This is a genomic window from Vulcanococcus limneticus LL (genome assembly GCF_943369875.1).
GTDB classification, from domain to species: Bacteria; Cyanobacteriota; Cyanobacteriia; order PCC-6307; family Cyanobiaceae; genus Vulcanococcus; species Vulcanococcus limneticus_A.
Genome location: NZ_CALROT020000003.1, coordinates 140396 through 160908 on the forward strand (window position 1 = coordinate 140396; position 20513 = coordinate 160908).

Genomic DNA, 20513 nt, shown 5'->3' on the forward strand with positions numbered 1-20513 from the left:
CCTCAGGCGGGCGGCAGGCCGGCGGCGCCCTGACGGCGGCTGTGGCGCAGGGAGTCCCCCAGGGCCAGCAGCAGCAGCACCACGCCGATCAGCCCGCTCAGCCACTCGGGCACGTGCTGACCCCAGCGGGCCAGCACCACGCCGGCGAGCATCAGCAAGCCCAGGGCGCCGATGGCGTAGTGGGCGCCATGCTCCAGGTAGATCAGCTGCTCGAGGGCCCGCTCGCGGCTGAGCATCACCGTGAGCGAGCGGATGAACAGGGCCCCCAGGCCCAGGCCGATCAGGATCAGCACCAGCTGGTTGGTGATCGCGAAGGCGCCGATCGTGCCATCGAGGCTGAAGGAGGCATCGAGCAGCTCCAGATACACGAGGCTGGCCAGGCCGCCGCTGGCCGCCATCCGCCCCGCGGCCTCCTCCTCGCCGCCGAAGAACTCGGCCAGGGAGGTGCTGAGGATCTGCAGCACCAGGCCCAGCAGTCCACTGAACAGGATCGCGGCCTGCTGGCCGGCGGGCGCGGCGGCGCTGACCGCCAGCAGCACCACCACGGCCAGGGCCACCTCCAGCGACTCCACCCGGCCGGCCCGGCTCAGGCGCGATTCCAGCACCTGGACCCAGTGCAGGGTCTTGGCCTCATCGAAGAAGTAGCGCAGGAAGACCAGCAACAGGAACATGCCGCCGAAGGCCAGGATGCGCGGCTCGGCCACCTCCAGCAGCTGGTGGTAGCGCTCGGGGTGGTGCATCGCCGCCTCGAACGCCTCGCCCAGGCCGATCCCCCCCGCCAGGGCCACGAGCACCAGGGGACCCAGGAAGCGCACGCCGAACACCGGGATCACCAGGCCCCAGGTGAGGAAGAAGCGCTGCTGGGGCGGGGTGAGCCGCTCCAGCACCCGGGCATTGACCACGGCGTTGTCGAAGGAGAGGCTGATCTCCAGGGCCAACAGCACCAGGGTCACCCAGGCGGCCTCGAGGCCGCGGGCGATCAGCACGGCGACAAGCCCCACCCCGCAGCAGAGCAGGGGGAACCGCACGTAGCGGAGGTAGCGGGTCATGGGCGCTGGCGGCAGCCCTCCATCCTGCTGGCCGGCTGCGCCGCCGCCCCCGATCCAGACCCTGAGGAACGCCCCGAGGAACGCCCCCCCTTCCGCCCAGATAACGGGCCGGATTGCGGCCCCGAAGCCCCGTGTTGTATGGTTCATGGGTCGCCGCGGGGTAGAGCAGTCTGGTAGCTCGTCGGGCTCATAACCCGAAGGTCAGGAGTTCAAATCTCCTCCCCGCCACCAACTCCCGAAACCCCGGCCTTCCCTGAAGCGCCGGGGTTTTTCGTTGGGACTTGTTTGCATCGGACGTCGTTGTCGTTGGATCGTTCTGTTGAACCCCGACACCAACGCACGTCGGGCCTGTCCCTTGGGAAGCTGGTCTTGAACCCGCTCCCGATTCCGATCACCCCGGCCTCCCGGCCCTGATCGCAGGGCTGCCTGGCCCGCCTGGATCGCCCTCCCAGATCGGCTCCCACCTGGATCGCCTGCCGCCACGCTGCCCCGCATCGCCATGGATTCCTTCCCGACGTCCAGCCCGAGTGCTCAGGCCGCTGACGGCGCCAGCGCCGCTGCGACGGACGCCGCCACCGCCCCCGCCGCAGCGGCCGCAACACCGGCGGCCGCGGGCCGGCGCTCCGAACATCCGCTGATCTGGCTGGCGCTGCTGGTGTGGCTCAGCGTTGAGGTGATCGGCGAGGGGCTCGTGGCCCTGGGCAGCCTGCTGGCGGACTTCACCCCCACGGCGACGGCCAGCGCCGCCGCGGCCGCCACGGCCCAGGGTGACCAGCTGGCCACCGGCACGCTGGAGGCGAGCACCGCCACCACGGCCGAGGCCCTGCCCACCCCCCAGGTGACCCCCTCCTGATGGCCCAGGATCCCGACGCGATCGTCGTCGGCTCCGGCGCCACCGGCGGCGTGGCCGCCATGGTGCTGGCCCAGGCCGGCCTGCGGGTGCTGGTGCTCGAGGCCGGCCCGGAGCTCAGCGCCCGGCGCGCCTTCGGCAGCGAGCCCCTCAACACGGCCCGCCGCATCGCCGCCCTCAGCAGCGGCCGCCAGCGCCATGCCAGCCACCACCCCGGCTACTGGAAGGCCAACCCGGAGCTGTTCGTCGACGAGCGCCAGAACCCCTACAGCACCCCGGCCGAGCGGCCCTTCCTCTGGACCCGGGGCCGCCAGGTGGGCGGCAAGAGCCTCACCTGGGGCGGCATCACCCTGCGCCTCTCCGACTACGAATTCAAGGCGGCCGAGCGGGATGGCCACGGCCGCAGCTGGCCGATCGGCCACGCCGACCTGGCCCCCTACTACGCCCGGCTGGAAACCCTGCTGCAGGTCCACGGCCAGGCCGATGGCCTGCCCCAGCTGCCCGATGGCGTCTACCGGGATCCCCTGCCCTTCACCCCCGCGGAAGCAACCCTGCAACAGGCGGTGGCCCGGGAGCTGGGCCTGCCCCTGATCCACTCCCGCGGCTTTGCGCTGCACCGCGCCGGCGCCGGGCCCTGGCCACGCTCCAGCTCCCAGGGGGGCTGCCTGGCCGCCGCCCTGGCCACGGGGCGGGTGGAGCTGCGCAGCGGCGCGGTGGCGAGCCACGTGGAGGTCGACTCCGGAACGGGGCGTGCCCAGGGGGTGGTCTACGTGGAGGCGGCCAGCGGCCGGCGCCAGCGGGTCCAGGCCGCCCTGGTGGTGCTGTGCGCCTCCACGATCGAGAGCCTGCGGCTGCTGCTGCACAGCGCCCAGCAGGGTGACCTGGAGGATCCCTCCGGCAGCCTCGGGCGCGGCCTGATGGACCACATCTCCACCAGCCGCTTCTTCGCCCTGCCGCAGCAGCCGCCCGCGGGGCCCAGCGAGCTCTCCGGCGCCGGCAGCGTCTTCCTGCCCAACACCGTGAACCTGGGCGATGGGGCCCCGGGCGGAACCGCCGGCGACGCCGCCACCGACTTCCTGCGCGGCTACGGCCTCTGGGCCGGCATCCAGCGCTTCGATCCGCCGGCGCCGTTCAAGCGGGAGCGGGGGTCGGCGGTGGGCTTCCTGATCGGCCACGGCGAGGTGCTGGCCCAGGACCACAACCGCGTGAGCCTGGATCCGCAGCGCACCGATGCCTGGGGGATTCCGATCGCCCACATCGACTGCCGCTGGGGCGAGAACGAGCGCCGCATGGTGGCCCACATGCAGGCCCGCATGCAGGCGGTGGTGGCCAGCGCCGGTGGCCGGATCGCCCCGCTCACGGATCTGTTCGTGTTTCCGCTGCTGGAGCCCCTGGTGAAGGGCAGCCTGGCGGTGGCCCCGGAGGCGCCGCCGCCCGGCTACTACATCCACGAGCTGGGCGGCGCGCCGATGGCCGCCCGCGACGACGCCGGCGTGCTCAACCCCTGGAACCAGCTGTGGCGCACCCCCAACCTGCTGGTGACCGACGGTTCCTGCTGGCCCAGCGCCGGCTGGCAGAGCCCCACCCTCACGGAGATGGCGATCACCTGGCGGGCCTGTGAGCAGGCCGCCGCCGCCCTGCGGCGCGGGGACCTCTGAGCGGCGGTTGGTGAGGAGGCGCTCACGCCCAGGGCGGAGCGGTGTGCATCACCACAGTTTTCAACGCCGGTCGCCCCCACACTCTGCGGGCGACCTCACAAGGGTCGGGCAAGGGAGAAACACACGGGCGGGGGTCGGCACTCCCGCCTTTTTTCTTGGCCGCTCAGTCGCCGGGGCGCATGAACAGGCCGTTGAGGTAGTGCTGGGCCACGCAGCGGTCGCTGCAGCCGTTCTGGAACAGGAAGCCGGCGAGGGCGGAGGTGATCACCCGGTACTGGTCCCACTCGGGGCGGGCGCTGAGGAAGTTGCGCATGCCCTCGAACAGGGCTTCGGGCACCTCGGCCTCCAGGCTGACCCGCGGGGCCTGCAGGGCGCCGCTGGGGTCCTCGGCGGCCGCTGCCGTGGAGAGGGCGGCCGTAGGGGTGGCGTCGTCGCGCTCCAGGCAGCGGCGCAGCAGATCGCGCTGGGGCAGGCGGCGCGGGGCTTCGGAGCGCTGGGGACGGGCCTGGGCGTGGCCAGGGGCGGGGTGGTCGTGACCGCTGCGCCCCAGGGCGCCTGGCTCCTGCGTCCCCCGATCCCAACCCATGCCCATGTCTGCGTCCAAGCGTCTCACGTCCGTCCTGCCGACCAAGAAAGCCACAGCCCACCCCCCCACGTCAAAGGGCGGGCCGCGGGCGTGAACCCAGGTCGATCCAGCGTGAGACAGGCCGCCGGCACTGGCCCATCCCCGGGGCTGCGGCCCTGGCGGCACGCTCGCCTAGCAGCAAGGGACCGCCTGTCAAGTGCACGGTTGGCCGATCAGCGCAATCCCCAACACCCTCGCTCCGACCGCCGCTTTTCCTCCGGATCCTGTGGAAAACCCCCCAGAAAGCTGGGGAAAAAGCACTGCAACTGGGGAAATCCACTTCGGATAAGCAGGGCTTATGTCGGTGGATCTCATGGGACCCGGACCCTCCGAGACGGATGAGGCAGGGGCCGATCCCCCAGGCGGCCCCCCGCACGCCCGGCTCAGGCGGCCCCATCCGGCCGCTGGGCCGACCGCTGCAGGGTGCGGGGGCCCAGGGGATGGTCGGCGTGGGGATAGGGGGCATGGCCATGGTCATGGCCGTGGTCATGGCTGGGCTCGTGACCGGGGCCGTGCTCATGGCTGTGGTCATGGCCGTGCTCATGGGCATGGCTGTGGTCGTGGCCCTCACCATGGGCGTGGTGGTGGTGGCCCAGGGGGATCGGAATGCCATCGGGCTGGCAGGCGCCGGTGCACTCGTGCTCGCAGAGGGTGCAGCCCTCCACCAGGCCCTCCACGTGGTGGTGGTGGCTGCGCTGGGGCGCCCCCACCTCGGCCTCGAAGCCCAGCACCTGGGCCCGGTACTTGCAGAGGGAGCAGTTCATCTGGGTCTCGCCGCGCACCACCTCCAGCACCCGCTGGCGGAAGGTCTCGATCACCAGCGGGTGATCGCCCAGGTAGGAGGCCTCCAGGAACTCCAGCTCGGGATGGTCCGCCGCCACCAGGGCCGTGTGCTGGCGGATGCGGCTCACCAGCACCCCGGAGAACAGGAAATAGGGGAACACCAGGATCCGCCGGAAGCCGAGGCGCACCGCATGGCGCAGGCCCGGCTCCACCAGCGGGAAGGTGACGCCGGAATAGAGGGTCTCGCCCCAGCCGAAGCCGAAGCCCTCCACCAGCATCCGCGTCACCTTCGACACGTTGGAGTTGGCATCGGGGTCCGACGAGCCGCGGCCCACCACCACCAGCAGGGTCTCGGCCAGGGGCACGGGCTGGTCGCCGCGGGCGTGGGCGGCGGCATCGGCGCCATCGAGGGCCTGGCGCAGGCGGGCGCCGGCGGCCTGGATCATCTGCAGATCCACCCCCAGCTCGCGGCCGTAGTCCACCCGCAGGCCGGTCTCGGCGGCATAGGTGTTGAGCACCGAGGGGATGTCGTTCTTGGCGTGGCCGGCGGCGAACAGCATTCCCGGCACCGCCAGCACCCGCCGCACCCCCTGGGCGCGCAGATCATCGAGGGCATCGCGCAGCACGGGCCGGGCGAACTCCAGGTAGCCGTAGGCCACCGGCAGCGTGGGCATCAGGGCCTTCAGGCCCTCGGCGAGCTGGGCGAACTCGGCGACGGCCTGGCGGTTGCGGCTGCCGTGGCCGCAGATCAGGACCCCGATCGGACCGCCCTCCAACGCCTGGAGCTCGAGCGAATCCTGTTGCGCTGCGGTGGATGTCATGGGGTGCTCTGCCTGAAACGACCCTATCGCCGCCCCAGCCACCGCCAGGACTTCCACATCCTTGGAGAGGAAGCCGCACCTGGCGGCCGTCAAGCGAGCGCAAGAACTCGTTACATTTGGCCGATCACCGCAACCTTCCCCATGGCCAGCACCCCCACCGTCTCCGCCAACGCCAGTGACAGCTGGTTCGAGGCCGCCGCCACCGCCCAGATCCACGCCGAACAGCTGCAGCGCGTGGAGCTGTTCAACGGCCGCGCCGCCATGCTCGGCTTCGTGATCGGCGTGCTCACCGAGGCCCTCACCGGCCAGGGGATCCTGCACCAGATCGGCCTGGCCACCCTGCTGGGCCCCGGCGGCGGCCTCGGCTGACCGCCCGCTCCGGAGCGCGGCCAGCGGCATCGCAGGGCCCTACATTGCGGGTCCAGAGATGCCGGTTTTGGCCCGTCCGAAGCCCCAGCCCGAGGTCGGCATGGCAGGGCGGGGTATCGACTCCGCCGACGCCATCGCCTTTCCCAGCCAGGCGGCCCTCTACCGCCATCTGCTGGATCTCGTCGACGGGGCCTGCACGATCCTCGACGCCGATGGGGGCAGGATCGTCGACTGCAACGTCGCCGCCCACGAGCAGCTCGGCTACAGCCGCGAGCAGTACCTGGCACTCACCCCCCGGGATCTCCAGGCCGACCCGGCCCGCGATCAGGCCTGGGTTGAGGCCATGGTCGTGGAGCTGCACCAGCGCGGCCACCTGACCTTCAGCACCAGCCACCGGCACCGCAACGGCAGCGCCCTGGCCGTGGAGGTGCACCTGGAGCTGGTGACCTGCGACGGCCAGACCCTGCTGCTGGCCGCCACCCGCGAACGCTCCCATCGGCTGCGCATCCAGGAGGACCTGGAGCGCTCGAATCGCCAGCTGCTGGAGGCCGAGCAGCTGGCCCAGCTGGGCAGCTGGCAGCTGCGCAGCCTGCAGGGGCCGATCCTCTGGTCGCCCCAGATCGAGCAGATCCTCGAGCTCCCCGACAGCCGCCGTCCCCAGCTGCGCCGCTATCTCTCCCGGGTGCACCCCGACGACCGACCGGCGCTGCTCCTGGCCATCCGCGAGCTGGCCCAGGGGGGCCGGCCCCTGGAACTGGAGCAGCAGCTACGGCTCAGCAACGGCCGGCGCAAGGTGGTGGTGCTGCGCGCCCGCATCGACGCCGACAGGCGCGGTCGCCCCGTCGGCGTGGTCGGCACCCTCCAGGACGTGACGGCCGCCAACGCCGTGAAGGAGCAGCTGGAGCAGACCGCCTTCCGCGACGCGGTGACCGGCCTGCCGAACCGGGCCGCCAGCCATCGCCACCTGGACCAGCTGCTGCGGGAGCTGCCCCGCACCACCAACCTGGCGGCGATCTGCCTGGACATCGACGACTTCCAGGCGATCAACGACAGCTTCGGCATCGCCGTGGGCAACCGCGTGCTCGAGCAGACCGGCCGCCGGCTGCAGCAGCTGCTGGGTGAGGCCGACTGGGTGGCCCGCACCGGCAGCGACGAATTCCTGGTGCTGAGTCACGCGGTGCACAGCATCGGCGAGGCCCTCAACCTGGCGGTGGAGCTGCAGCGCCAGCTGGCCCGGCCCCTGCCGATCCAGGACCACCTCGCCGTCACCCTCGCCGTCACGGTGGGGGTGAGCGTGTGGCCGGAGCACGCCGGCGATCCGCTGGAGCTGCTGCAGCGGGCCAACACGGCCCTCACTGAGGCCAAGCAGCGGGGACTGCGCCAGCTGGAGGTGTACTCCAACCTGATCAGCGCCCGGATGCTGGCGCGCACCCAGCTGGAGCAGGAGCTGGCCCGGGCGGTGGATCGGGAGCAGCTGCGGCTGGTGTTCCAGCCCCAGACCGACAGCCACGGCCGGGTGGTGGGGGCCGAGGCGCTGCTGCGCTGGACCGATCAGCGCGGCCGGCCCCAGTCGCCCGCCGACTTCATCCCGCTGGCGGAGCGCACGGGCCTGATCCACGCCATCGGCCAGTGGGTGCTGGAGGAGAGCTTCCGCCAGCTGGCGGCCTGGCGGAAGCAGGGGCTGAGGCTGCCGCTGCTCTCGATCAACCTCTCCTCCATCCAGCTGCAGGACCCGGAGCGCAACCTCAGCCGCTTCATCCACACCTCCAGCCGGCAGCACGGCATCGAGCCCCAGCAACTGGAATTCGAGCTCACCGAAACGGCGATCCAGCGGGATGCGGCCCTGGTGACCGAGCAGCTGCAGGAGCTGGCCGGCCTGGGCTTCAAGCTCGCCCTCGACGACTTCGGCACGGGCTACTCCTCCCTGGAGGTGCTGCACCGCCTGCCGCTGGACAAGCTGAAGATCGATCGCTGCTTCATCGATCCGCTGGTGGACCGCCACACCGACCGCAGCATCGTGGCGGCCACCATCGCCATGGCCCGCCAGCTGGGGCTGACGCCCCTGGCCGAGGGGGTGGAGAACGCCAGCCAGGTGGAACTGCTGCTGGAGCTGGGCTGCGAGCTGTTCCAGGGCTACCACTTCGGCCGGCCCATGGAGGCGGTTCAACTGGGGGAGCGGCTGGCCGCCCAGGCCGCCTAGAACGGACGTCCCACGGGCGATCAGCCCAGCGGCGCTCCCACCAGCGGCATGGCGGCCCCGGAGCTCAGGCGGGTCAGCAGACCCTGATGCAGCCAGGCCCCCACAAAGCCGAGCGGACGCAGGGGGTAGCCCACGAAGTCCGACAGCAACTCGAGCGGGTCCAGGAGCACGGGCAGCCGGGCGACTGCAAGCACTGTAACGAATCATTGCCATTCTGAGAGCCTGGGAGAATGGCGCCATGTCCAGCCCCGTCCCTGCGGCCGCCGGCTCCGGCGGCAACCGCGGCCCCGGCCCCAGAAGCAGCAGCAGCACCGGCAGCCGCACTGCCCCCGGCTCCCTCGCCGTGATCGGCGCCGGTGCGGCGGGCTGCGCCGGCGTGGCGGCACTGCGGCGCCAGGGCTGGGCGGGGCCGATCTCCCTGTGGGAAAGCGGCCGGGGGCCGGGGGGGCGCACCGCCACCCGCCGCTCCCGCACCGACCCCGGGCTGCGCCTCGACCACGGCGCGCCCATGTTCAACCTCACGGCCAGCCCGCCGCCCGCGCTGCTGGAGCCGCTGCTGGCCGGCGGCTGGATCGAGCCCTTCACCGACCCCATCGCCCAGCTCGACGGCCAGGGGCAGCTCCATCCCGGCGGCACGGCCCCCTACGGCCTCGGCAGCCTCTACCGGGGCCAGGGGGGCATGGAGCAGCTCTGCCGCGGCCTGCTGGAGCAGGCGGGCCCCGGCGTGGAGACCCACTTCGGCCAGCTGGTGCGCCATCTGGAGGTCACGCCGCAGCGGCGCTGGCGCCTGCTGGGCCCGGATCGCCAGACCCTGGCGGAGGTGGACTGGCTGGTGCTGAGCGGCACCCTGCTGGCCCACCCCCGCAGCCGGCTGCTGCTCGACTGGCCGGAGGTGCCCCTGGCCGCCGCCGCCGCCCAGCTGCAGGACCCGCAGCTGCAGCACGTGCTCGCCGTGCTGGCTTCGATCCAGTCGGAGGCCCGCAGCAACCTGCTGCTGGTGGTGCCCGCCGCTGCGGCGGCCCCCTGGCGCAAGCTGCCGTTCCGGCTGCTGGAGTTCTCGGAGGCGGCCCAGCTGCGCTGGAACCTCTCGCGGCTGTCGGTGCAGCCTCTGGCTGATGGGCGCTGCGCCGTGGTGGCCCACTCCAGTGCCACCTTCGCCTCCGAACACCTGAGCGTGTACGGCTCGCGCTCCTCGATCGCCAGCCAGCTGGGGGTGACGCCGCGACCCGAGCAGGAGCAGGCCGTGATCGAGGCCCTCACCGCCGCCCTGCGGGACGCCCTGGGCCAGGCCCTGGGCCGCTGGTTTTCCGCCGCGGCCCTGCGCCGCTCCCTGGCGGGCGAGCGCCAGCTGATGCGCTGGGGCGCCGCCTTCCCCCGGGCCCCGGGCCTGCCGCTGGAGCTGGCCCTCTGCCCCACCAGCCGGGTTGGCTTCTGTGGCGACTACGTGGCCGGGCCGGGCTTCGGGCGCGTGGAGGGGGCCCTGCGCAGCGCCGAGGCCCTGGCGGGCCGGCTGCTGGCCGCCGCCGCTGGGGAGTCCGCCGCCGCTGCCGCCGTCAACAACCGTTGCGAGTCGAGGCGGGGGCCGACGCCCTTGCTTGGCTGAGGCCAGCACGCGCGAGGCAGCCATGGCGGCCGAAGGCGCACCGGCGCCCCTGCAGAGCGACCCCACCTACGACATCCTGCGCTCCCAGCGCCAACCGCTGGCGGCCCTGTTCCGGCCGCGCACGGTGGCGGTGATCGGCGCCACGGAGCGGCCGGGCAGCGTGGGCCGCACCCTGCTCTGGAACCTGATCAGCCATCCCTTCGGCGGCACCGTGTTTCCGGTGAACCCCCGGCGCCACAGCGTGCTGGGCATCCGCGCCTGCGCCGCCGTGGGGGAGATTCCCGAGCCGGTGGACCTGGCGGTGATCGCCACCCCCGCCGCCGGCGTGCCGGACCTGGTGGGCGCCTGCGCCGCGGCCGGCGTCAAGGCGGTGGTGGTGCTCTCGGCGGGCTTCCGCGAGGTGGGAGCCGAGGGGCTGGCGCTGGAGACGGAGCTGCGCGAGCGGCTGCGCCGCAGCCCGATGCGCCTGCTGGGGCCCAACTGCCTGGGGCTGATGAACCCGCGCCTGGGGCTGAACGCCACCTTCGCCGGCGCCATGGCCAGGCCGGGCCACGTGGGCTTCCTCAGCCAGTCGGGGGCGATCTGCACGGCGGTGCTCGACTGGAGCCAGCGCCAGAACGTGGGCTTCAGCGCCTTCGTGTCGATGGGCTCGATGCTCGATGTGGGCTGGGGCGACCTGATCACCGCCCTGGGGGATGACCCCGACACCCACAGCATCGTGATCTACATGGAGTCGATCGGCGATGCGCGGGCCTTCGTGTCGGCGGCGCGGGAGGTGGCGCTCACCAAGCCGATCGTGGTGATCAAGGGGGGCCGCACCGCCGAGGCCGCCCAGGCCGCCGCCTCCCACACCGGCGCCCTCACCGGCAGCGACGCGGTGCTGGAGGCCGCCTTCCGCCGCTGCGGCGTGCTGCGGGTGGATCGCCTCTCGGACCTGTTCGACCTGGCCGAGGTGCTGGCCAAGCAGCCCCACCGCCCCGCCGGCCCGCGGCTCACGATCGTGACCAACGCCGGCGGCCCCGGGGTGCTCGCCACCGACGCCCTGGTGATGACCGGCGGCGAGCTGGCGCGCCTGGCCCCCGAGACCCTGGCCCGCCTCAACGAGCGGCTGCCGCCCCAGTGGAGCCATGGCAACCCCATCGACATCCTCGGCGACGCCGATCCCCAGCGCTACGCCGACGCCATCGCCGCCGTGCTCGACGATCCCAACAGCGACGGCCTGCTGGTGGTGCTCACCCCCCAGGCGATGACGGACCCCACCGCCACGGCCCAGCGGCTGCGCCAGCTGGCGGCCACCAGCCAGAAGCCGCTGGTGGCCAGCTGGATGGGCGGCGACGAGGTGGCCGCCGGGGAGGCGATCCTCAACGGCACCGGCATCGCCACCAACCGCTACCCCGACGCCGCCGCGCGCCTGTTCAACGCCCTGTGGCGCTACAGCTACAACCTGCGGGGCATCTACGAGACGCCGGAGCTGCTGCCGGAGGCGGAATCCGGCGGTCCAGGATCCGGGCCCGGCGGGCCCGGATCCAGCGAACGGCCGCGGGTGCGCGAGATCCTGAGCGCGGCCCAGGCCCAGGGCCGCCGGCTGCTCAGCGAGATCGAGGCCAAGCAGGTCCTCGCGGCCTACGCCATCCCGGTGGTGGAGACGCAACTGGCCACCACGGCCGAGCAGGCGGTGGCCGCCGCCGGGGCCATCGGCTACCCGGTGGTGGTGAAGCTGCACAGCACCAGCATCAGCCACAAGAGCGAGGTGGAGGGGGTGCGGCTCAACCTGCAGGGCCCCGCCGAGGTGGAGCAGGCCTTCCGCGCCATGGAGCGGCGCCTCAGCGAGCGCCATGACGAGCGCCACGGCCCGGCGGCCTTCGAGGGCGTGACGGTGCAGCGGATGCTGCGGCTGCAGGGGGCGATCGAGCTGATCGTGGGCAGCAGCGTGGACCCCCAGTTCGGGCCTGTGATTCTGTTCGGCACCGGCGGCACCCTGGTGGAGGTCTACCGCGACAGCGCCGTGGCCCTGCCGCCCCTCAACACCACCCTGGCCCGGCGGCTGATGGAGCAGACCAAGGTGTACGGCGCCCTGCAGGGGATGCGGGGCCGGCCGGCGGCGGACCTGGCGGAGCTGGAGAAGCTGCTGGTGCGGGTGAGCCAGCTGGTGCTGGAGCAGCCCCTGATCCGCGAACTCGACATCAACCCCCTGCTCGTCTCCTGGGCCCGAGGCAGCGGCGACGGCGCTGGCGCGGCGGCCGGGGCCCCGACCGGTGGCGGGGCCGGCGGACCGACCACGCAGCTCGTCGCCCTCGATGCCCGCATCGTGCTGGCCGACGCCGCTGGCGACAGCTGCGGGCTGCCCCGGCCGGCGGTGCGGCCCTACCCCAACCAGTACGTGAAGCCCTGGCGGCTGCGCGACGGCACGGCGGTGACGATCCGGCCGATCCGCCCCGAGGACGAACCGCTGCTGGTGGCCTTCCACCGCACCCTCTCGGAGGAGAGCGTCTACTACCGCTACTTCCACATGATGTCGCTGAGCAGCCGCATCACCCACGAGCGGCTGGTGCGCATCTGCTTCACCGACTACGACCGCGAGATGGCCCTGGTGGTGGACCGGCGCGATCCCGACTCGGGCCTGCACACGGTGCTGGCCGTAGGGCGGCTCAGCCGCAGCCATGCCGGTGCCAGCGCCGAGTTCTCGCTGCTGGTGAGCGATCCCTACCAGCACCAGGGCCTGGGCACCGAGCTGCTGGGCCAGCTGCTGCGCATCGGCCGCGACGAGGGCCTGGCGGAGGTGACCGCCGAGATCCTGCACGAGAACGGTGCCATGCAGCGGGTCTGCCAGAAGCTGGGCTTCAGCCTCCACTCCACGCCGGACGTGGTGGAGGCCCGCATCAGCCTGCTGGAGCCGGCCCAGGAGCCCGGCACCTAGGCCGGCTCCAGCAGGGCCGCCACGTGGGCCGCTGCCGAGCGGGCCAGGCCGGCCAGGTCGTAGCCGCCCTCCAGCACCGACACCAGCCGGCCACCGGCATGGCGCTCGGCGAGGCCAAGCACCAGCCGGGTCAGCTCCGCAAAGTCGACATCCAGCAGCAGGAAGTCGCCCAGGGGATCGCCGAGGGCCCCATCGAAGCCGGCGGACACCAGCACCAGCTCGGGCCGGAAGGCCTCGGCCGCCGGCAGCAGCTGCTCCCGCAGGGCCCCGAGCACCGCCGCGCGGCCGGAGCCCGGCGGCAGGGGGCAGTTGATCGTGAAGCCCTCGCCGGCGCCGCCGCCCCGCTGGCTCGCCGCCCCGGTGCCGGGGTAGAGGGGCCACTGGTGCACGCTGAAATACAGCACGCTCGGATCGTCCCAGAAGATCGCCTGGGTGCCGTTGCCGTGGTGCACGTCCCAGTCGACGATCAGCACCCGACCGACACCCAGGGCCGCCTGGGCGTGGCGGGCGGCGATGGCCACGTTGTTGAACAGGCAGAAGCCCATGCCCCGCTCGGGCTCGGCGTGGTGGCCGGGCGGCCGCACCGCCGCGAAGGCGTTGGCCACCTCACCCGCCAGCACCGCCTCCACGGCCGCCAGCAGGCCGCCGGCCGCCAGCCGGGCCACCTCCTCGGAGTGGTCGCCCAGGGGTGTGTCGCCGGTGGAGAGCTGCTCGCGGCCGTAGGCGATGTCGCGCTGCACGGTCTGCAGGTAGCGGCGGCTGTGGCAGCGGAGCAGCTCGGCGTCGCTGGCGGGCCGGGGCGCAATCGCCCGGCAGCGCTGGCGCAGCCCGGCCGTCTCCAGGCCCTGGATCAGGGCCTCCAGGCGCTGGGGCGATTCCGGGTGGCCCGCGCCGGTGTCGTGCAGCCCGAAGGCCGGATCGAACACCAGGCCGGTGCGCTGCCCCATGGCCCGCGGCTCAGGCCGCCAGCTCGCTGGTCTGGAGGGAGTTCAGGTAGCGCTTGCGCTGGCCCGAGGCCCAGGGCTCATCGGGGCCCACCAGGGACGGGGCGGCGTGGAGCGGGGTGACTGCACCGGCACGCCATTCGCTGGCGCTCTGGGTGGACGCTGAAGCCGTAGACGCTGAAGCCGAAGAGGCAGGGGAGGCTGAAGGAGTTGAAGCCGAAGGAGTGGACGTGGATGCGAGAGGGCCGCTCTGCGGCGCTGCTGAAAACTGAGCCATGCCTCGACCCTAGGGCGATTTCCCGGAAATTCCGTATCGGCCCACACGCTGTCGCAGTCGGGAGGAACACCGGCCGGCCCAGGTCCGCAACCCCGTAACGGCGATGGCGCGGGCCTCCAGGTCCTGCCTACGGTGAAGCTGACCACCGAGGCCTGGATGCCGCAGAGCCCGCCGCCGGCCGCCCCCCCCGATACCGACGCCCAGGATCCGGGCCGCCAGATCGTGGCCATCGGCTCCTCCGCCGGCGGCCTGGAGGCCCTGCAGGATCTGATCGGCAGCCTGGTGCCCAGCGGCCGCGTCTCCTACGTGGTGGCCCAGCACCTCTCGCCGGAGCACCGCAGCCTGATCGTGGAGCTGCTGTCGCGGGCCACGGGCCTGTCGGTGGTGCAGGCGGTGGATGGGGCGCGGCTGGAGCCCGATGTGATCGTCGTGGCGCCCCCCAACCACGACGTGACCGTGCAGGGCGACCGGCTGCGGGTGGTGGAACCCAAGGGCCGCTTCGGGCCCAGCCCCAGCATCGACCTGCTGTTCGAATCGGTGGCCGAGCACTGGGGCAGCCGCGGCGTGGCCGTGGTGCTCTCGGGCACCGGCTCCGACGGCGCCCACGGCCTGCGCTCGGTGCGGGCGGCCGGCGGCCTCACGGTGGTGCAGACGCCGGAGAGCGCCAAGTTCGACGGCATGCCCAAGGCGGCGATCGCCCTGGGCGGCGCCGATCTGGTGCTCGATGCCCGCGGCATCGGCCAGCGCCTGGCCGACCTGGTGGCCGGCGGCGGCGACTGGGTGGGCCACAGCCTGCCAACCCCCCGGGCGGAGCTGCTGCAGGACGTGGTGGGCCGGCTCAAGCGGGTGGTGGGGGTCGACTTCTCCCGCTACAAGCCCTCCACCCTGCGGCGCCAGGTGCAGCGGCGCATGGCGATCCGCCAGGTGAGCAGCGTGGAGGACTACCTGCCCCTGCTGGCGGCCGACGCCGACGAGGCCGTGGCCCTGGCCCACAACCTGCTGGTCAACGTCACCGCCTTCTTCCGCGACCCGGAGTGCTTCGAGGCCCTCGCCGACCAGCTGCGCCTCTACATCGCCCACAAGGGCAGCAGCGAGCAGTACCGGGTGTGGGTGCCGGGCTGCGCCACCGGCGAGGAGGTGTACACGATCGCGATGCTGTTCAGCGAGCTGCTGGACCATCCGGTTCACCTGGCCCACCAGCTCAAGATCTTCGGCACCGACCTCGACGAGGGCAGCCTGGCGACCGCCCGCCGCGGCCTCTATCCCTTCGCGGCGGCCGAGGCGATTCCGCCCCGGCTGCGGCAGCGCTTCTTCAGCGAGGGCAGCCAGGGGATCGAGATCCAGGAGGCGATCCGCGAGTGCGCCGTGTTCGCCCGCCACAACGTGACGGAGGATCCGCCCTTCCCGCGGCTGGACCTGATCTCCTGCCGCAACACCCTGATCTATTTCACCGCGCCGCTGCAGGAGCAGGTGCTGGCCCTGTTCCGCTATGGCCTGCTGCCCGGCGGCCTGCTGATGCTGGGCAGCTCCGAACTGCTGGGCAACCGCACGCCGGGCTTCGCCAGCGCCGACCAGGAGCATCGCCTCTACAGCCGCACCGCGGAGAGCCCGCGCACCAGCCTGCCGACGATCAGCGGACCCTCGGCCCGCAGCAGCCTGAGCTCCACGCTGCTGCCGCCCCTGCCGGCCGCCAGCCGCATTGCCATCATCCGCGACAGCGTTCCCGAGCAGCACACGGCCCTGCTGGAGGCGCTGGTGCGCACGGTCTGCGCCCCCTGTCTGGTGCTGGATGAAGCCCACAACCTGGTGGAGGTGGTGGGGGATGTGTCGGCCTACTGCCGGGTGCCGGAGGGGCGGATCACCACCGCCGCCGGCTCGTTCCTGCGGCCCGAACTGCAGGTGGAGGCCCGCACCCTGTTTCTGATCGCCCGGGCCGACGGGGTGCCGATCCAGAGCCGGGCCCTGACCCTGCCCGGCCTGGAGCGGCCGATCCGGCTGGAGGCGCGGCCGCTGCCGGTGGGCGATCGCGAGCTCACGATCCTCTCCTTCCTGATCGAACCGGAGGGCCCCGGGGCCGGCGACGCCGCGACGGGCGGGGCCGCGGCCGGCGGCCAGCCGGCGCGGGTGCTGGAGAAGGATGCCTCCTTCGGCCGCGAGATCGAGCGGCTGGAGCGGGAGCTGCTCAGCAGTCAGGACTGCCTGCGCCGCTCCCTGGCCGAGCTGGAGACCGCCAACGAGGAGCTGGAGGCCTCCTCGGAGGAGCTGCAGGCCTCCTCCGAGGAACTGCAGTCGTCGAACGAGGAGCTGGAGGCCGCCAACGAGGAACTGCAGTCGACCAACGAGGAGCTGGGGATCCTCAACGCCGAGCTGCGCCAGCACAGCGAGGAGCAGGAGCTGCTCAACAACGACCTGGAGAACATCCAGGCGTCCCTCAACCAGGGCATGGTGATCGTGGATCAGGAGCTGCGGGTCACCCGCTACTCGCCCCTGGCGGTGCGCATCTTCGCCCTGGTGCAGGGCGACCTCGGCCAGCCCCTGATCGGCATCCCCACCACCCTGCCGCTGCCGGGCCTGCAGCCGGCCCTGGAGTCGGTGCTGGCGGGCGGGCCGCGGGTGGCGATCGAGGCCAGCGGCGAGGGCGGCGCCTACCTGGTGCAGGTGCAGCCCTACCTGGAGCGGGACGGCCGCCGCCGCGGCGCGATCGTGACCCTCACCGACGTGGGCGAGCTGGTGCGGCTGCGCACCGCCGCCGAGGCGGCCCTGGCGGAATTCACCAACCTCACCAATGCCCTGGAGGAGGCGGTGTGGAAACGCGATGGCGCCATGCAGCGGCTGCTCTATGCCAGCGCCCGCATGGCCAGCCTCACCGGCTGGAGCGCCGCCGAACTGCAGGACCAGCCCGGCCTGCTGGAGGGGCGCATCGATCCGGCGGACCGGGAGCGGGTGCGGGCGGCCCGGGAGAGCGGCCAGCCGCGCTGGGCCGTGCGCTACAGGCTGCAGCGCCGCGACGGCCAGTGGCTGTGGCTGGACGAGGCGGCCACGGTGGTGGGCGAGGGGGCGGAGCGCTGCGTGGTGGGCACCCTGGCCGATGTGAGCCCGCTGCAGGCGGTCGAGGCCCGGGCCCAGGAACTGGCCTCGATCTTCGAATCGGTGTTCCGCACCCAGGTGTTCGGCGTAGCGGTGCTCAACAACCAGGGCCGGGTGGTGATGGCCAACGGGACCTTCTGCGATCTGGTGGGCTGCACGGCGGAGTCGGTGGTGGGGCTCTCGCTGGAGCGGCTGCGGGTGCCGGTGGCGCCGACGCCGGACGCGGACGGCACGGACATCTCCGAGCCGCCCCTGCGCGATGGCCTGCGGGAGCTGCAGCTGCGCAGCCACAGCGGCCGGTTGCTGTGGGTGACGGCGGAGACCCACCTGCTGCCCCAGCCGATCGGCGAGACGGTGGCGCTGCTGGTGCTGCAGGACGTGACCGCCCTGCGCGAATCGACCCGGCTGCTGGAGCGCCAGGCCCGGGTCGATGCCGCCACCGGGCTGTTCAACCGCAGCACCTTCACCGACACCCTGCAGCGGGAGATCAGCCGCTGCCAGCGGGACCGGAGCCAGCTGGCCCTGGCCTGGGTCGACCTCGATCACTTCAAGGAGGTCAACGACCAGTACGGCCACGACGCCGGCGACGTGGTGCTGCAGACGGTCAGCGAGCGCCTGCAGCAGGTGGTGCGCGGCCAGGACTGCGTGGGCCGCCTCGGCGGTGACGAGTTCGGCATCGTCGTGTCGGGCTACGCCGGCATCGGCGAACTGGAGTCGGTGCTGCAGCGGGTGATGGCGATGCTGCGGCAGCCGATCGCCGTCGGCGGAGCCGAGGTGCGGGTGGGCGGCAGCGTGGGCATCAGCCTCTATCCCGACGACGCCGGCGAGATGGAGGGGCTGATGAGCACCTCCGATGCCGCGATGTATGCGGTGAAGGCCAGCGGCGGCGACGCCTTCGCCTACTTCATGCCCCAGATGAATGCCGCCGCGGAGGAGCGGCGCACGATGCAGCAGCAGATCGCCGCGGCGATCCAGGCCGGCCAGTTCGAGCTCCACTACCAGCCGATCCTGAGCGTGGCCGATGGCCGGGTGTGGGGGGTGGAGGCGCTGCTGCGCTGGCGCCGCGACGGGGCCTGCGTGGCCGCCGGCGACTTCATCGCCTTCGCCGAGGAGAGCGGCCTGGTGCGCCAGTTCTCGCCCCTGGTGCTGGGGCTGCTGCGCACCGACCTGGAGCGCCTCAGGACCAGCGGCGCCGGCGCCCTGCGGGTGGGCGTGAACCTGTCGGTGCGGCAGCTCCAGGATCCGGAACTGGCCGCGCAGCTCGCTCCAGGCCCGGAGCCGTCGGCGCTGGCGGGTCTGGTGCTGGAGGCCCGGGAGAGCGTGTGCCTGCCGGATCACGTCCAGGCCCTGGCAACGCTTCAGCAGCTGCGCCGCCAGGGGGCCGAGATCTGCATTGACGACTACGGCATGGGCTGCTCCAACATCCGGGTGCTGCGAAGCCTGAAACCGCGTTACGTGAAGCTCAATCACCAGGTTCTGCAGCTGTGCGGCGGCAACGCCCAGGGCCGGCGCCTGCTGCGGGCCGCCAGCGACATGGGGCACGCCCTGGGGGCCCTGGTGGTGATCGAGGGGATCGAAACCGCGGCGCAGCGGGAGCTGGCGGTGGAGGTGAAGGCGGACCTGATGCAGGGCTACCGGCTGGCCGAGCCGATGCCGATCGAGCAGCTGCTGGCGTGGCTGGCGGAGCGCCCAGGCAGCTGACCTAAGCTGGGGGCTCGGCAACCGGTTCCATCTCCGGAGGCCTTGGCCCACCTGCTCCCGCGGTCCCACCGCGTGGCCACCTCAAGCTGCGCACCCCTGAGGTCCGGGTTCGCATCGTGCCGCACCGGAGCAGCCCCATCCGGCTGTCCCCGCCACCAGACCCCTGCCAGGCCCCACGGCCTGCCGACTGCGAACCCCTCGATCGAAACCCATGAGCGAACAGCCTTCCCTGACGATCGGTGAACTCGAGTCGAAGTACTACCTCTACCGGCGGGCCATGAAGATGCTGGTGCAGGAGGGCCGTGGCGCCAGCACGATCCAGCGCACCCTCTGCTGGAGCCGCCTGGCGACCCTGCACCACTGCCTGCCCCGGCGCTACAAGTCGCCGGACCACATCCTCAACCAGGTGCGACGCGAAGTGGAGGAGGAGCAGGCCTCGGCCCTGCTGGTGGCCGAGGGCTGAAGCCCGGCCCCCGGGGTCAGCCCAGCGGCGCGAGCGGGCACCCCGGCACCCAAGCAGCATCACCCCGGCACGGTCCGCCGGGGGCCACGCCTGGTCCCACGCCAGCGTCCACAACCCTGGGGACCACGACGCTGTCGAGCAGGCACAAAAAAACCGCCCCCGAACTGGGGACGGTTGCGCAGGGCGCCGATCTCGATCGGATACCCAACCAAGTGAGCGGAATGCATGTCCATCCCCGGGGTCCGCGCGGGGCGGACCGGTGGGGATGGAGAGCTTCAGAGGCTCAGGAGATCAGAAGCCGTAGGGCTCGGTTGCCCGGAAGCTCAGTAGCGGTTGCCGCCGCCGCCGCCGCCGTAGCCGCCACCGCCGCCATAACCACCGCCGCCGCCGCCGTAGCCGCCGCGACCACCGCCACCGCCGCCGCCACCGGTGCGTGGCTCAGCCTTGTTGACACGGATGTTGCGGCCCATCCACTCCACATCCTGGAGATCGCTGATGGCCTTGTCTTCATCGGCCGCATTGGCCATGTCGACGAAGGCGAAACCGCGCTTACGACCGGTGTCGCGGTCGAGGGGAAGGGTGCACTTGCTCACCTGGCCGTACTCGGTGAACAGGTGCTCGAGATCGGCCACTTCGGCGTCGAAGGACAGATTCCCAACGTAAATTGTCATGAACTAGAAAACTATGAACCGACTCGTCGACAGCCCTGAAGAAAGTTGCGAGCTTGCTGGAGAGAAATCTTTGAATCGGCTCTCAAACTAGCACGGGGTAAGACACCCCCCGCCTTGATCGGCCGGGGCGACCAAGCCACCGGAGCCTCAATCCAGCTTGACCACATCCACCGGCCCCTGGCCGAGCCGGTTGAGTTCCTCGGCGGCCCGCAGGGCGGCCTCATGGGTGTGGAAGCGGTGGGCGGCCAGGGCATCGGCCACATCCTCGAGGTGCTGGTCCTCCCCGGCGATGGCCAGGTAGGTGCCCCCCTCCAGACGCGTGAGCACGTAGTGCTCCGCCTGGGTGCAGTCCATCGGGTGGGCGGGATCGATCGCGGGAGCCCAGAAGTGCATCGCTGCCGTGCGTCTGCCCCTGCAGGCTAGGAACGATCGGCTGGGGTGCAGCGCTCCGGGTGGAGTGCAACACTCCCGCCCCGGCCAAGGCTCCTAGCGTGC

15 protein-coding genes and 1 tRNA gene are annotated in these 20513 nt (G+C 72.3%); 9 read left to right on the forward strand and 7 right to left on the reverse strand.

The features are described 5' to 3' along the window. Positions 1-2: 2 nt before the first annotated feature. Complete coding sequence (locus ACLV7J_RS05065; protein WP_411868033.1) at positions 3-1049, reverse strand: DUF475 domain-containing protein; 1047 nt, start codon at positions 1047-1049, stop codon at positions 3-5. Positions 1050-1203: 154 nt separating this feature from the next. Here ACLV7J_RS05065 and ACLV7J_RS05070 point away from each other — a divergent pair. The 3 genes from ACLV7J_RS05070 (at position 1204) to ACLV7J_RS05080 (ending at position 3557) form a co-directional block, all read left to right on the forward strand. Continuing rightward, positions 1204-1280: transfer RNA gene (locus ACLV7J_RS05070), tRNA-Met, on the forward strand. 268 nt (positions 1281-1548) lie between these two features. Beyond that, the gene (locus tag ACLV7J_RS05075) at positions 1549-1902 is read left to right on the forward strand and encodes a hypothetical protein (protein WP_411868034.1); all 354 of its coding nucleotides are present in this window, start codon (positions 1549-1551) and stop codon (positions 1900-1902) included. Next, the gene (locus tag ACLV7J_RS05080; RefSeq protein WP_411868035.1) at positions 1902-3557 is read left to right on the forward strand and encodes a GMC oxidoreductase; all 1656 of its coding nucleotides are present in this window, start codon (positions 1902-1904) and stop codon (positions 3555-3557) included. Before ACLV7J_RS05075 ends, ACLV7J_RS05080 begins: the two co-directional genes overlap by 1 nt. A gap of 163 nt (positions 3558-3720) precedes the next feature. Here ACLV7J_RS05080 and ACLV7J_RS05085 read toward each other — a convergent pair whose 3' ends face one another. Beyond that, positions 3721-4143, reverse strand: a complete 423-nt coding sequence (locus tag ACLV7J_RS05085; protein WP_411868036.1) for a DUF2811 domain-containing protein — start codon at positions 4141-4143, stop codon at positions 3721-3723. A gap of 422 nt (positions 4144-4565) precedes the next feature. Continuing rightward, a complete protein-coding gene (locus ACLV7J_RS05090) occupies positions 4566-5786 on the reverse strand; it encodes a sirohydrochlorin chelatase (RefSeq protein ID WP_411868037.1) in 1221 nt (406 codons plus the stop codon). A 141-nt stretch (positions 5787-5927) separates the two neighbouring features. Here ACLV7J_RS05090 and ACLV7J_RS05095 point away from each other — a divergent pair, with 141 nt between their 5' ends. Next, a complete protein-coding gene (locus ACLV7J_RS05095) occupies positions 5928-6155 on the forward strand; it encodes a chlorophyll a/b-binding protein (protein WP_411868038.1) in 228 nt (75 codons plus the stop codon). A gap of 67 nt (positions 6156-6222) precedes the next feature. After that, a complete protein-coding gene (locus tag ACLV7J_RS05100) occupies positions 6223-8355 on the forward strand; it encodes a putative bifunctional diguanylate cyclase/phosphodiesterase (protein ID WP_411868039.1) in 2133 nt (710 codons plus the stop codon). Positions 8356-8375: 20 nt separating this feature from the next. Here the strand turns inward: ACLV7J_RS05100 and ACLV7J_RS05105 are convergent, their stop codons facing one another. Beyond that, a complete protein-coding gene (locus tag ACLV7J_RS05105) occupies positions 8376-8525 on the reverse strand; it encodes a hypothetical protein (RefSeq protein ID WP_411868040.1) in 150 nt (49 codons plus the stop codon). A gap of 68 nt (positions 8526-8593) precedes the next feature. Between ACLV7J_RS05105 and ACLV7J_RS05110 the strand changes: the two genes are divergently transcribed. After that, positions 8594-9958 carry an NAD(P)-binding protein gene (locus tag ACLV7J_RS05110; RefSeq protein ID WP_411868041.1) on the forward strand — a complete coding sequence of 455 codons (1365 nt, stop codon included), beginning with the start codon at positions 8594-8596 and terminating at the stop codon, positions 9956-9958. 22 nt (positions 9959-9980) lie between these two features. After that, positions 9981-12875 (forward strand): bifunctional acetate--CoA ligase family protein/GNAT family N-acetyltransferase, encoded by a 2895-nt coding sequence (locus tag ACLV7J_RS05115; protein WP_411868042.1) that lies wholly within the window; start codon positions 9981-9983, stop codon positions 12873-12875. On the opposite strand, the gene ACLV7J_RS05120 is transcribed toward ACLV7J_RS05115, so the two are convergent. Further along, a complete protein-coding gene (locus tag ACLV7J_RS05120) occupies positions 12872-13822 on the reverse strand; it encodes a histone deacetylase (RefSeq protein WP_411868043.1) in 951 nt (316 codons plus the stop codon). The genes ACLV7J_RS05115 and ACLV7J_RS05120 overlap by 4 nt on opposite strands. 406 nt (positions 13823-14228) lie before the next feature. On the opposite strand from ACLV7J_RS05120, the gene ACLV7J_RS05125 reads away from it, so the two are divergent. Next, the gene (locus ACLV7J_RS05125) at positions 14229-18884 is read left to right on the forward strand and encodes a chemotaxis protein CheB (RefSeq protein WP_411868044.1); all 4656 of its coding nucleotides are present in this window, start codon (positions 14229-14231) and stop codon (positions 18882-18884) included. 211 nt (positions 18885-19095) lie between these two features. Continuing rightward, complete coding sequence (locus ACLV7J_RS05130) at positions 19096-19347, forward strand: DUF3136 domain-containing protein (protein WP_255126077.1); 252 nt, start codon at positions 19096-19098, stop codon at positions 19345-19347. 323 nt (positions 19348-19670) lie between these two features. Here the strand turns inward: ACLV7J_RS05130 and ACLV7J_RS05135 are convergent, their stop codons facing one another. Together ACLV7J_RS05135 and ACLV7J_RS05140 are read right to left on the reverse strand one after the other, a co-directional pair. Continuing rightward, entirely contained in the window at positions 19671-20018 is a 348-nt protein-coding gene (locus ACLV7J_RS05135) for an RNA recognition motif domain-containing protein (protein WP_411868045.1), read from the reverse strand. Positions 20019-20165: 147 nt separating this feature from the next. After that, complete coding sequence (locus ACLV7J_RS05140; RefSeq protein ID WP_411868046.1) at positions 20166-20411, reverse strand: hypothetical protein; 246 nt, start codon at positions 20409-20411, stop codon at positions 20166-20168. Positions 20412-20513: the final 102 nt, after the last annotated feature.